Source organism: Streptomyces griseobrunneus, assembly GCF_046713465.1.
Lineage (GTDB): Bacteria > Actinomycetota > Actinomycetes > Streptomycetales > Streptomycetaceae > Streptomyces > Streptomyces microflavus.
In genome coordinates, this window is the sequence record NZ_CP177080.1 from 213,953 (window position 1) to 228,052 (window position 14,100).

Genomic DNA, 14,100 nt, shown 5'->3' on the forward strand with positions numbered 1-14,100 from the left:
GAGTCGGCGAGAATTCCTATGGAAGGTGTCGCAGTGACCCCCGATCATGGCTTTGCGCTTACTTCTTACCAGCGGGACATCTGGGTGTCCGATTCCACCGGATATCCGGACCCACAGTTCAACGTCGTCTTCGAGGAGGAGATCGGTTCCGACGTGGACACCGAAACCCTGAGAGGGTGCCTGGAGCGGGTCCTCCGGAGCAACGACGCCTTCTCCCTGCGCTTCGACGAACAGGACGGCATACCCGTCCAGTGGTTCCACGCCGGCACCGACGGCGAGGAGGACGGCACAGCTCCTGTGGCGGTCGTCGACTTCTCCGGCGCGAGCGACCCGGCCGAGGCGCGCGCCGCCTGGCAGGCACGCTCGCTGGCCCGGCCCTTCGTCCTGCGCCGCTCACGGATGTTCGCAGTCGCGATATTAACGACCGGCCGGGGGCCCGCACAGCTGCACCTGAAGGCCCATCACCTCATAGCCGACGCCTGGGCGCTCAACCAGGTCAGCCTCCAGCTGTGGGCGGAGTACGACCGCGTCCAGGCCCCCGGGAGCACCCCCGGCGCCTCCACCGACGGCGCATCGCGACCGCCGTCCTTCCACCGCCTCGTCGAGGCGGACGTCGCCTACCGCAGGTCCACCGCCTACGAACGCGACCGCTCCTTCCACCGCACCGCACTGGAGGGCATCGGTCCTGCCCTGTTCACTCGGAACCCCCTGAAGCCGGCCGACGCCGAACAGCCCCGGGTCCGCCACTCCTTCACCGTGGCCGCCGAGCTGGCCACCCGCATCCGCCGGCAGGGCAGCTCCCCCTTCGCCTTCCTCTCCGCAGCCCTCGGGACGTATCTGGCGCGGATCCACCACACCGAGGAGGTCGTCCTCGGCATCCCCTTCCGCAACCGGTCCGCCGACGCCGAGCTCACCGCCGTCGGACAGCGCGCGAACAGCTTGCCGTTACGGGTCGCCCAGCGCCCCGGCGCCACCCTGCACCAACTCGCACAGCAGGTCCGGGCCGCCACCGATGCCCTGCGCGGCCACGAGCGGCTCGCCCTCGGCGACGTACTGCGCGATCTCCCGGCCGGCGCGGACGGTTCCCGCAGGCTCTTCGACGTCACGCTCTCGTACCTGCGCCACCCCCGCCCGGACGGCCGGCCCCACACTGCCGTACTCGCCCCGGTGCACGTCCAGGAGGCGCTGTCCGTCATGGTCAACGTGGCCGGTGACGACGGGGACCTGCGGATCGACCTCGACGGCGCCCCCGACGTCTTCGACGACGACTTCCCCCTCGACACCGTCGCCGGGCACCTGCTCACCCTTCTGGAGAACGGCGTCGCCGACCCGGAGCGCCCGGCGGAGGCGCTGCCACTGACGGCCGGGGACGAGCGGCTCGGGCTCCTGGAGCAGAGCAGGGGCCCCGTCGTCCCGCACGCCCGGGACCGGACGCTGCACGACCTGATCGCCGAGCAGGCCGCACGGACACCCGACCGGGTCGCCGTGCGGCCCGCGGACGGCTCCGCCCCGCTCACCTACCGGGCCCTGGACACCCTCGCGAACCAGGTGGCCCACGGACTGCGGGCCCGGGGCATCGGCGCCGAGGACCGGGTCGCCGTGATGATGGAGCGCAGCCCTCAGCTGCTGGCCGTCCTGCTGGGCGTACTCAAGGCAGGCGGCGCGTACGTGCCGGTGGACCCCGGCTACCCCGCCGAGCGCATAGCCCTGCTGCTCCGCGACAGCCGCGCCCGCGCGGTGCTCGTGGACGCGGGCTCCCCGCCCCCGCCGGCCGAGGAGGGCGTCGTGGTGATCAGCGCCGGCGAACTGGCCGACGGCCCAGGCACGCCGCTCGAACCTGCCACAGACGCGCGCGGCCTCGCCTACGTCATCTACACCTCGGGCTCCACCGGCAGGCCCAAGGGTGTCATGGTCGAGCACCACTCGGTGGTCAACCGGCTGGCCTGGATGCAGAACCGCTACCCGATCGGCGACGACGACGTACTGCTGCAGAAGACGCCCGTCTCGTTCGACGTCTCGGTGTGGGAGCTGTTCTGGTGGGCCGTCGAGGGCGCGAGCCTTTCGCTGCTGCCGCCGGACGGCCAGAAGGATCCGCGCACCATCCTCGACACCCTGGCCCGGCACGGGGTCACCACCGCGCACTTCGTCCCCTCCATGCTCGGGCCGTTCCTGGACCTGCTGGAGGTCCGCCCCGACCTGCGCCAGGAAGCGGCTTCGCTGCGCCGGGTCTTCTGCAGCGGAGAGGCCCTGCCCGCCGCACTCGTCGAGCAGTTCAACCGGGTCTTCGACGGGCCGGGGCAGCCTCCTCGGCTGGTGAACCTGTACGGGCCGACCGAGGCCACCGTCGACGTGTCCTACCACGACTGCCCCACCGGCCCCGGGGCCGCCGTGACCCGGGTGCCCATCGGCCGGCCCGTCGACAACACCCAGCTGTACGTCCTGGACGCGCACGGAAACCTCCAGCCCGGCGGCATACCCGGCGAACTGTGCATCGGCGGCGTCCAAGTGGCCCGGGGCTATCTGGACCGGCCCGAGCTGACCGCGGAGAAGTTCACCGACGACCCCTTCGCACCCGGAGGCCGCATCTACCGCACCGGCGACCTGGCCCGGTGGCTGGCGGACGGCACCGTCGAGTACCTCGGGCGGATGGACGGGCAGGTGAAGATCCGCGGCAACCGGGTGGAGCTGGGCGAGGTGCAGCACCAGCTCGCTCAGGCGGCCGGCGTACGCACCGCCCTGGTCGTGGACCACCACTCCACCGCACGCGGCACCTATCTCGTCGCCTACTACGTCGCCGATACGGAGCTGGACGCGCGACGGCTGGACGCCGAACTCCGTGCCGCACTGCCCGCCTTCATGGTTCCCGCCCACTTCGTCCGGATCGACCGCGTGCCGCTGACGCCCAACGGCAAGGCCGACCGGCGTGCCCTGCCCGAACCGGTGACCGCACCCGCGCCCGAGAGCGCCCCGGCCGCCGCGCGTAACGCCACCGAGGAGGCGATCGCCGCGATCTGGGCCGACGTCCTCGACCGGGACGCCGTCGGCGTCCACGACGACTACTTCGCGCTCGGCGGCGACTCCATCACCGTGCTCCGGGTCCGCGCGCTGGCCGAGAAACAGGGCATCCACTTCACGCTCGACGATGTGGTGCGCCACCCCACCGTGGCCGCGCTGGCCGAACGGGCCACCACCCAAGCGCCCGGCAAGTCCCGGCGGCTGGAGCCGTTCGAGCTGGTCTCCGGGGTGGACCGGGCCCGCCTGGCGGGCCGGGAGGACGCCTACCCGCTCACCCGCCTCCAGCTCGGCCTGATCTACCACAGCCGGGCCCAGGAGAACTCCGCCGTCTACCACGACGTCTTCCGGTACAGCTTCACCTTCGGATGGGATGCGGAAAGGTTCGAGCAGGCGTTCGCGCGACTGGTCGCCCGGCACCCCGTCCTGCGCTCCGCCTTCGACCTCGGCGGCTTCTCCGAACCGCTGCAGATCGTGGACCACACAGCCCTGGGCGGGCTGCAGGTCGTCGATCTCCGCGACCACGACGAGGCGGAGGCCGAAGCGGAGATCGGCGACCACATCGACGAACGGCGCTACTGGCCCTACGACATGGAGCAGGCCCCCCTCTACCACTTCCGGGTGCACGTGCGGCCGGAGACCGTGGAGCTGGTGCTGAGCTTCCACCACGCGATCCTCGACGGCGCCAGCGTCGCCAACCTGGTACGGGAGCTGCTCCAGGACTACCTCCACAGCCTGGGCCTGGACATCCCGGCCGTCCCCGTACAGGAGCTCCCCTCGCCCGCCCACCACGTGCTCGCCGAGCGCAACGCGCTGGAGTCCGCGCCGAGCAAGGAGTTCTGGACCCGATACCTCAAGGACGCCGAACTGCTCCGCCTGGAATCCTTCCGGCAGCACGAGGCGCCCGGCCCCGATGACCTGATCACCCGGGTCGTCGACCTGCCGGACGAACTCACCGCCGAGGCCCGCGCCTTCGCCCGCGACCGTCAGCTGCCCATGAAGTCCGTGCTGTTCGCGGTACACGTCCTGGCGCTGCGCCTATACTCCGGCACCGAGGACGTCACCACCGGCCTGGTCACCCACGGACGCCCCGAGTACGAGGACGCCGAGCGCATCGCCGGCCTGTTCCTCAACACCCTCCCGGTCCGCGTCGACACCGCCCAGCCCACCTGGGCCGACGTGGTCGAGGAGGCACTGCGCCAGGAACGGGCCACCTACCCCCACCGTCGCTATCCGCTCAGCGCCGTCCAGGAGGACCTGGGCGTCACGGTCCTGGAGACGGCCTTCAACTACATCCACTTCCGGCAGCTGACCGAGGTGTTCACGCTGCCCGGCGTCTCCATGCACTCCTTCCGGGCCTGGGAGGAGACCAACTTCCAGCTCCTGGTCAACGCCATGACCGACCCGGTCGACGGCCGGATCCGGCTGCGGGTCGACTGCCACGGACGCACCTTCACCCCGGCCCAGGCCGACCTGTACGCCGAGGGCTTCACCGCCGTCCTGGCGCACCTGGTCCGCCACCCCGACGAACCGGCCGACCCCGGACTGCTGGAGCTGCCGACCGGTGCTCCCGCACCCGAACGCACCGCGGCCAAGCCGTTCACGGACGTGGTCGCCGCCGTACGGGAGCAGACGCTGCGGACCCCGGGCGCGAGGGCCGTGGTCTTCGGCCGGGAGGGCCGCACCTACGCCGAACTCGGCGAGGCCTCCGATCGGGTGGCGCGCCGGCTGGTCGCCCTCGGCGCCCGCCCCGGCGACCGGATAGGCATCGCCATGGACCGCTCACCGGACACCGTCACCGTGATCCTCGGCGTGATGAAGGCGGGCGCCGCGACCGTACCGCTGGACCTCGCCTATCCGGTCGAGCGGCTTCTGGACATGGTGGAGCAGGCCCGCCCCTTCCGGATCATCACCGGGGCCGAGCAGCCGGACGGCCTGGGGAGCGTCTCGCCCCTGGTCCCCGCCGCCGAACTGCTCGCCGCCGGACCCGACGACGCCGACGACACCTCCGGCCGGCCGCGCCGGATCGTCCCCGAGGACACCGCGTACATCCTCTTCACCTCCGGATCCACGGGGCGGCCCAAGGGGGTCATCCAGTCCCACCGGACCCTCGGCCGTCTGATCGCCTGGCAGAACAGCATCCCCAGCGGCGTCCCGGGAGGCGTCACCGCGCAGTACGCGCCGATGAGCTTCGACGTCTCCTTCCAGGAGATCTTCTCCACGCTCTGCGGGGGCGGCACCCTGCTCGTCCTGGCCGAGGAGCAGCGCCGCGACATGCCGGCCCTGCTGCGGCTGCTCGACGAGGAGCGCGTCCAACGGGTGTGCCTGCCCTACGTGGCGCTCCAGCAGCTCGCCGAGACCTCCCAGGCACTGGGCCTGGTGCCCCGCCACCTCAAGGCGCTGCTCTCCTCCGGGGAGCAGTTGCGGGTCACCGAGGAGATCCGCCGGCTCTGCGCCGAAGTACCCGGGATCATCCTGGAGAACCAGTACGGGCCGACCGAGTCGCACGTCGTCACCAGCCACACGATGACGGGCGATCCCGCCGCCTTCCCGGCGATGCCTCCCATCGGCACCGCCATCGACGGGAGCCGGGCCCACGTCCTGGACTCCCGGCTGCGACCGGTGCCCGCCGGAGTGAAGGGCGAGATCCACCTTGCCGGATCCTGCCTCGCCGACGGCTACGTGGGGCTGCCCGAACTGACCGAGGAACGCTTCCTGCCGCACCCCTTCGGGGCCCCCGGCGAGCGGCTCTACCGGACGGGTGACCTCGGCTTCACCCTCCCGGGCGGCGAGATCGTCTGCCTGGGCCGGGCGGACTCCCAGGTCAAGGTGCGCGGCTACAGGGTCGAGCTCGCGGAGGTGGAGCTCGCGATCACCGGCTTCCTCGACGACCACCCGGGCCTGACCGAAGCGGCCGTCGTCGCCCGTCGGCGCCGGGACGACGAGTCGTTCCTGGCCGCCTTCCTGGTCGGGCGGCTCTCCGACGCCGGGCGGGACCTGCTCGACAAGCAACTGCGCAGCGTGCTGCCCGAGTACATGGTGCCCTCGTACTACCAGGCCCTGGACGCCCTGCCCCTCACCCCGAGCGGGAAGCGGGACGACGCGGCGCTGCGGCGGGTCCCACTCGCAGCGAGCACCGCGCACGACGTGACACCGCCGCGCGACGCCTACGAACGCACACTCGCCGAGATCGTCCGCGACCACCTCCAGCTGCCCGAACTCGGAGTCCACCAGAACTTCTTCGACCTGGGCGGCACCTCGCTCACCGCGATGCGCCTGGTGGTCGTGATCGAGCAGCGCTACGGCCTCAACGTCCCCATGTCGGAGTTCATCGCCGCGCCGAGCGTCGCGGCCCTCGCCGCCACGCTGCGCTCCGGCGGGGCCAAGGGCGCGTTCGACCCGCTCGTCCCGATCCGCGCGACCGGCGCCAGGCGGCCGATGTTCTTCGTCCACCCCATGGGCGGCAACGTGCTCTGCTACCTCCGGTACTGCGCCCATCTCCCCGACGACCAGCCCTTCTACGCGCTCCAAGCGGCCGGTGTCGACGCCGGCACCGAACCGCTCCGTACGGTCGAGGAGATCGCCGCCCGCTACATCGAGTCGATCCGGCGCGTCCAGCCCACCGGCCCCTACACCATCGGCGGCTGGTCATTCGGCGGGTTCGTGGCCTTCGAGATCGCCCGCCAGCTGCGGGCGGCCGGGGAGCGGATCCAGCGCCTGGTCCTGCTGGACACAACGGCGCTCAACCCGGGCCGCCGGCTCACCACCGACGACGACGCGCTGCTCGGCTGGTTCTTCTGGGAGCTGCTGTGGCTCAAGCGGGGCGGGAGCTCGCCCCTGGAGCTGATCCCCGTCGAACTGACCACACTTGAGGCGAAGTTCGACTTCATCGCCGAACTCGCCATCGACGAAGGCGTGCTACCTGCCGGCAGTACGGGCACGATCGTGCGCCGGCTGTTCCGGGTGTACGAGGCGAACTGGCGGGCGGCGTTCGACTACCGCCCCGACCCGGCCGAGCAGGACATGGTGCTCATCCGGGCCACCGAGCCGCTGCCCGCAGTCCTCGACTCCATGCACACCGCGATCGACAGCATGCACAAGGACCCGTCCAACGGGTGGCGGGAGCGCACGAGCGGCAGGCTCGACGTCGTCCTCGTCCCCGGAGACCACCTGACCATCATGGAGGAGCCGCACATCGGCCACATGGTCAGGACCGTCAACGAGCTGATCGGCCACTGAGATGACAACACTGCGAACCGACCACGGGACAGCGCGCGTATCCGGCCGGGGCCCGCGGCGCAAGGCCCTCGTCATCGGCGCGGGGATCGGCGGGCTCACCGCCGCCGTCGCGCTGCGCGCTGCGGGCCTCGACGTCGAGGTCTACGAGCGGGCGGGCGAACTGCGGGCCGCCGGATCAGGGCTCTCCGTGATGAGCAACGCCATCGCCGCCCTGGACTCGCTCGGCCTCGGCATTGACCTGGCCAAGCGCGGCAGCGTGCTGGAGTCGTATCACGTCCGTACCGCCAAGGGCCGCCTCATCCGCGAGTTCCCCTTCCCGGAGATCATCGGCAGGCTGGGCGTGCCCAGCGTGCTGATCACCCGCTCGGACCTCCAGCAGACCCTGCTCGACGCCGCGTCGGGCGTCCCGATCATCCTCGGTGCCCAGGCCACCGGATACGAGAGCGAAGCCGACGGAGGCGTACGGGTCCGCTTCGCGGACGGCACCGAGGCGCGCGGGGACGTCCTCATCGGCGCGGACGGCTTCAACTCGGTGGTCCGCCGCCAGGTGACCGGCCCGGAGGAGTCCATGGACAGCGGATACATCTGCTGGCTGGCAGTCGTCCCCTTCTCCCACCCCCACTTCGCACCCGGGTCCGTCACCCACTACTGGGGCAGCGGCAGCCGCTTCGGCCTCGTCGACATGGGAGGCGGACGCCTGTACTGGTGGGGCACCAAAAACATGCCCACCGAGGAGTCCCACGACTGGAAGGGCGGCAAGGCCGACGTACAACGGGCCTACGCGAACTGGGCCGACGTCGTCCAGGAAGCCGTCCGGGCCACCCCGGAGGAGGACATCCTCGCCGTGCCCTCCCGGGACCGGACCTTCCTGGAGCGCTGGGGCGAGGGCCCCGTCACGCTCCTGGGCGACGCCGCGCACCCGATGCTCACCAGCCTGGGCCAGGGCTCGTGCATGGCCATCGAGGACGCCGTCGTGCTCGGCCGCAGGCTGGCGGGGGCCACCGACCTCCCGGCGGCGCTGCGCCGCTACGAAGACGACCGTCGTGAGCGCACCCGCGCCCTGGTCGCAGCCTCCCGCGCCATCAGCACCTTCGAACAGTCCGAGAACCCCGTCCGCAGGCCGGTCCGGGACGCCTACTTCAAGTTCCTGCCGAAGCGACGGCTGGTCCGCACCCTGGAGAGCGCCCTCACCTATCCCGCCGTCCCGTCCGGCTGACCCGAACCGAAGGAGCGACCATGACCTACCGCTCAGCGAAGTTCCTCCCTCCAGGGGAGAAGCACGTTCTTGTGACGGGCGCTTCCTCGGGCCTCGGGCACACCTGCGCGCTGCAGCTGGCCCGGGTCGGCTTCCGGGTCTTCGCCGGCGTCCGCAGGACGCACGACGGTGAAGAGCTGGCGGCCCTGTCCCCGTCCGGGCGGATCCGGCCCGTCCGTGTCGACGTGACCGACGAGGAGTCGGTGGCCGCCGCCGTCAAGGAGGTCACCGCGGAGACGGGCGGTTCCGGGCTCTGGGGCCTCGTCAACAACGCGGGCATCGCGGTGTCCGCCCCGCTGGAGTGCGTCACCCCGCAGCGGATGCGGCAGCAGCTCGACACCAACGTCATCGGCCAACTGGCCGTGACCCAGGGCTTCCTGCCGCAGCTGCGCCGCTCCGGGGGCCGGATCGTCAACGTGACCTCCGGCCTGGGCAGCGTCGCGCTGCCTTTCCTCGGGGCCTACGCGGCGGCCCAGTTCGCCAAGGAGGCCATGTCGGACGTGCTGCGGCGGGAACTGCGCCGGTCCGGTGTCGGCGTCTGCGTCGTCCAGCCCGGGGCGATCATGACACCGATCTGGGGCAAGCTCACGGAGAGCGCCCGGAGGGACTTCGACGACCTCCCCCCGGAGGTCACCGAGCCCTACCGCACCGCGTTCGGACGCTTCCTCGACGCGAACGAGCAGCAGACCGGGACCGGAACCAGCCCCGAGGACTTCGCCCGCACGGTCTACCGGGCGCTGACGGCCGCCGAACCACGCACCCGCTACCAGGTGGGCAAGGACGCCCGTTCCTTCCACGTCCTCAAGCGGGTGCTCCCGGACCGGGCGCTGGACCGGCGCTTCCGAGTCCGCGCCGACTGACCGCTCCCGATGCCGGCCCGGCGGGACCACCGCGTCCCGCCGGCCCGGCGCACCCACGTCCCGACCGTTCCGGCCCCCTGGAGACAACCGCATGACCATCGCCCGGCCCGAGAGAGCAGCCGCCGCACCCGCACAGGACCTGCTGGAGCGTCACCGAGCACCACTCGAACGCGCCGTCACGGCGATCCGCACCAGGGAGTACTGGTCCCCCTACCCGGACGAGGCCGCCGCCTACGGGGAGCTCGCCCGGACTGCGGGGGACGAGACCTTCCAACGGTTACTCGGCCAGGAGTTCACCTCGGACCAGCCGGGCCGGGACGGTTCGGTCGGGCCCGGCCCCGAGGACGGCGGCGAGCGCTCCCCGTACGGATTCGGGCTGGGCATCACCTACCCGCACGCCGACCCCGACGTCCTGCTGCCGGCCATGGAGGGCGCGATGGAGGGGTGGCGGGAGGCCGGCCCGTGGAAACGCGCCGCAGTCTGCGCCGAGATCCTTGAACGGATCAACGCCCGCTCCTTCGAACTCGCCCACGCGGCCGTGCACACCAGCGGCCACAACTTCCTCATGGCCTTCCATGCCGGAGCCGTGCACGCCCAGGACCGGGGGCTGGAAGCGGTCGCCTACGCACTCTTCGAGCAGACCCGGATGCCCACGGAGGTGACCTGGAGCAAGCCCATGCCGGACGGGCGGCTGTTCTCCCTGGCCAAGACCTTCACCGTGGTGCCGCGCGGGGTGAGCCTGGTGATCGCCAACCGGGTCTTCCCCACCTGGAACGGCTACCCAGGGCTCTTCGCCTCGCTGGCCACCGGCAACGCCGTGCTCGTCAAGCCGCACCCGGGGGCCGTCCTCCCGCTCGCGCTGACCGTCCGCATCGCCCGCGAGGTGCTGCGGGAGTCGGACTTCGACCCGAATCTCGTCGCGCTGGCCCCCGAGCGTCCGGGTGAACGGCTGGCCGCGACCCTGGCACTCCGTCCCGAGGTGCGCATCGTCGACTACGCCGGAACATCGGAGTTCGGTGACTGGCTGGAGGCCAACGCCCGCCAGGCCCGGGTCTTCACCGCCAAGTCCGCCGTCAACTCCCTCCTCGTCGAGTCCACCGCCGACTACCGGGGCATGCTGCACAACCTCGCCTTCTCGCTCGCCCTGTACAGCGGCCAGCTGTGCACCAGCCCGCAGAACCTGCTCGTTCCCCGCGACGGGATCGCGACGGACCAAGGCCACCGGACCTACGCCGATGTGGTGCGGGACCTCGCGGCCACCGTCACCGCCCTGCTCGCCGACGACCTGTCCGCGATCGCGGTGCTCGGGGCGCTGGTGGGGCCCGACGTCCTGGAGGACGTCGAGCACGCGGCCTCCGGTGCCATCGGGCCGGTAGCTCTGGCGCCGCGTGCCGTGACGCACCCCGACCACCCGGGGGCGACCCTGCGCACCCCGGTCCTGGTCGCGCTGGACGCCTCCCGGGACGAGGACCGCGAGACCCTGGGGCGGGAGTGGTTCGGGCCGGTCGGCTTCGTGGTGGCCGTGGACTCGGCCGCGCACGGGGCCGAGCTGCTGGGCGCCGTGACCCGGCGAGCCGGTGCGCTGTCCGTCGGCGTCCACACGACGTCCGCGGAGGTGGAGGCCCTCGTCGCCGAGGTGTGCGAACACGCCGGAGTGATGCTCTCGGTGAATCTGATGGGCGACTGGTTCATCACCCAGTCCGCCGTCTACTCCGACCTGCACAGCACCGGCCTCAACCCCTCCGGCAACTCCGTCTACTGCGACGGCGCCTACGTGGCCGAACGCTTCCGCACCGTAGGGGTCCGCCGCTACGGCGACTCCCGCTGACCGCCCGCCCCGGAGGGACTCGGACTCCGACCCCGATGGCACGCCCCGCGCCGGCACCACCCAGCCCCGACGAGGAGAGACCCCTGTCCAGCACTCCGCCCACTCTGCCCCAGCGCGGAAGGGAACCCGAGACCCGTCGTGTGTACGAAGCGCTCGACTGCGCCTGCACGGGCGGCAACGCCCTGATGCATGTGGTCGGCCCCCGGGGAATGGGCAAGACCAGGATGCTCCAGGAGGCGGCTGAAACCGCGCGCAGGCGGGGATTCCGCCTGCTGCGCGGGGAGACGCAGACAGCCGCGCCCGGTGATCCCGTGCCCACTCTCGTCGTGGTCGACGAACCCTTCCACCCCGGCAGCGGGCCGGGCCGGGAAGGCCCCGGCCCCCGCCCGGCCAGCCACACGGTGTGGATGACGGCCTCCCCGGCGGGCACGCCGCCGCGCCGGGCCGACGGCATCGATGTGCCGCCCTTCCTCTGCACGACGCGCCTGGTGCTGGGCCCGCTGTCCCGGGGCGCCGCCCGCGACCTGGCGTCCGACCTCCTCGACGCACGGCTCGACGGACCGCTCCTGCGGCTGCTGGAACAGGTCGGCGGGCACCCCGGACTGCTCATCGAACTCGTCCGCGGGCTCCAGGAGGAGGGCAGCGTGCGGACCGTGTCCGGGGTGGCCGAACTGGTCACCTCCCGCGTCTCGGAACAGGCAGGCTTCTACGTCCGGGACACCCTCGCCGGCTCCTCCGGCCTCTGTCATCAGCTGCTCTGCCTGATGGCAGTGCTGGACGACGGGTGCGGCCCCGAGACGCTGGGCCGGCTCCTGGGCACCTCCACCGCCGCCCTCATCCCGGTACTGGAGGAGGCGTACGCGACCGGCCTGCTCCACGACCGGGGCGGTGCCCCCGCCTTCGTCAGCCTGCTCGCGCGCTGCCTGGTCGCAGAGACGGTCCCCCAGGTGCTGCGGACCGTACTGCGCAGCGAGCGGGCTGCCCTGGGAGGACCGGCGGCGCCCCTGCCGCCCCTCGACGGGCGGGCAGGCCCCGAGCTCGACGAGCGCCAGCGCCTGCTGCTGCGGCTGGTGGCCGAGGGACTGACCAACCAGGAGATGGCCGGACGGCTCCGGCTGTCCCCCCACACGGTCAACTACCACCTCCGCAAACTGTTCCGGACGTTCGGCGTGGGCTCCAGGATCGACCTGCTCAACGCCGCCGTGCGGGCAGGCGTCCCCGTCGCTTTGGACCCCCGGGACCCGGACCCGCGATGAGCGCACCGCACCCCGCCCGATCTCGTAACCCGTATCCCTGCCCGATGCCCGACGGAGAGATGCTGTGACCGATCTGGTTCTGCCCCGTACCTGGCCGCACCACGACGCCCCCACCGCCGGACACCGCTCCGGATGGCTGCACGAAGCCCTGGCGCACGAGCCGGACGACGGCCGTTCACCGGCGCTGCAGGACGAACTGCGCTGCGACGTCTGCATCGTGGGCGGCGGCTTCACCGGCCTCTGGACGGCTCTGGAGATCGCCCGCAGGGCCCCCGGCACCGATGTGGTCCTGATCGAGGCGGACCTCTGCGGCAGCGGCGCTAGCGGCGCCAACGCCGGCTTCCTGATGCCGATGTGGGCACGGTTCAGCAGCCTCGTCGCCATCAGCGGCCCGGAGGAGGCCCGCTGGATAGCGGAGGCCTCGGCCCGGGCGGTCGACGAGATCATCGACTTCGCCGACGAGTACGCCATCGACATCGGGCACCGACGCGGACCGTGGCTGCTCGCGGCGTCGTCCCCGGCCCAGCGCGGCTCCTGGCGGCAGACCCTGGAGGACCTGCGCCGCGCCGGCGTCGAGCCCCTGCACCAGGTCTCAGCAGCCGAGGCGCGCGCAGCCGTCGGCGTCGAGAGCCACTACGGCGGATTGATCGACCCGGGCTGCGCCACACTGCAGCCCGCCGAGCTCGCCCGCGGACTGCGCCGGGCCGCCCTGGCAGCCGGCGTGCGCATCCACGAGCGCACCCCCCTGCTCGCCCTGCGCCCGGGCCCGCGGACCCGGGCGGTCACCCCGTACGGGAGCGTCCTCGCCGACAAAGTGGTGCTGGCCATCAATGCCTGGGCGTCCGCCCTGGAGGACCTGGGCCGCACCATGGTGACCATAGCCAGCGACACCCTGCTGACCGAGCCGATCCCCGCCAAGCTGGACGCCCTGGGATGGGACGACGGCACCTCGGTCTGCGACGCCCGGCGACGGCTGAACTACTACCGCAGGACTCCGGACGGCCGGCTGCTGTTCGGCAAGGGCGGTGCCGGGATGGCCTACGGGAACTCCGCGCCGAGCACCCAGTGGGGGCCGCCTCTGCGGATGGCCGAGATGCGCCGCCATCTCGTCCGGCTCTTCCCCTCCCTCGCCGACGCGCCCGTGGCCTCGTCCTGGACCGCCCCTGTCGAGTACTCCGTCACCTCACTGCCCTTCGCGGGCTGGCTACGATCCGTTCCGAACGCCTGCTATGCGACCGGCTACTCCGGCGACGGGGTGGGGCCCTCGCGCCTGATGGCCCGGGTCCTCGCCTCGTTCGCCCTCGGCGTCACGGACGAGTGGAGCCGCTCGGCCCTGGCCCGCACCCCGGGCGGCTGGATACCACCGGACCCGCTGCGGTCCGCCGGAGCGGGCATCCTGCTGCCCGCGCTCCGCGCCGTCGAGGACCATGAGGACCGGGGCGGGCGGACTCCCACCCTGCTCAAACGGCTCGTCTCGACCGACCCCTCCGCCTTCCGCACCACTCGTGGCGCAAGGCACTGACCCGGGCCGCCGATCAGAGTGCACATGACGGCCCGTCGTCACCATCGTGCCTGCCGTGTGGTTCCCTTCCTCGCTTTGGCCCGGGGTTTGTCGCGTTCAGCGCCTTGACTTGGCCCAACCCGATGGGG

Annotated in this window: 6 protein-coding genes; all 6 read left to right on the forward strand. The window is 72.1% G+C overall.

Annotated features, from left to right (window positions below; genetic code table 11):
* Window positions 1-18 precede the first annotated feature (18 nt).
* The 6 genes from ACK8N7_RS01070 (at window position 19) to ACK8N7_RS01095 (ending at window position 13,972) form a co-directional block, all read left to right on the forward strand.
* Window positions 19-7,251 carry an amino acid adenylation domain-containing protein gene (locus ACK8N7_RS01070; RefSeq protein WP_500440393.1) on the forward strand — a complete coding sequence of 2,411 codons (7,233 nt, stop codon included), beginning with the start codon at window positions 19-21 and terminating at the stop codon, window positions 7,249-7,251.
* A gap of 1 nt (window position 7,252) precedes the next feature.
* On the forward strand, window positions 7,253-8,467 hold the full coding sequence (locus tag ACK8N7_RS01075; protein ID WP_500440394.1) for an FAD-dependent monooxygenase: 1,215 nt from the start codon (window positions 7,253-7,255) through the stop codon (window positions 8,465-8,467).
* 20 nt (window positions 8,468-8,487) lie between these two features.
* Window positions 8,488-9,366: an SDR family oxidoreductase gene (locus tag ACK8N7_RS01080; RefSeq protein ID WP_500440395.1), complete on the forward strand. Its 879-nt coding sequence runs from the start codon at window positions 8,488-8,490 to the stop codon at window positions 9,364-9,366.
* Window positions 9,367-9,457: 91 nt separating this feature from the next.
* Complete coding sequence (gene paaN / locus ACK8N7_RS01085; RefSeq protein ID WP_403218476.1) at window positions 9,458-11,194, forward strand: phenylacetic acid degradation protein PaaN; 1,737 nt, start codon at window positions 9,458-9,460, stop codon at window positions 11,192-11,194.
* Window positions 11,195-11,229: 35 nt separating this feature from the next.
* Window positions 11,230-12,450 carry a LuxR family transcriptional regulator gene (locus ACK8N7_RS01090; protein WP_500440396.1) on the forward strand — a complete coding sequence of 407 codons (1,221 nt, stop codon included), beginning with the start codon at window positions 11,230-11,232 and terminating at the stop codon, window positions 12,448-12,450.
* A gap of 64 nt (window positions 12,451-12,514) precedes the next feature.
* A complete protein-coding gene (locus tag ACK8N7_RS01095) occupies window positions 12,515-13,972 on the forward strand; it encodes an NAD(P)/FAD-dependent oxidoreductase (RefSeq protein ID WP_500440397.1) in 1,458 nt (485 codons plus the stop codon).
* The last annotated feature ends 128 nt before the right edge of the window (window positions 13,973-14,100 follow it).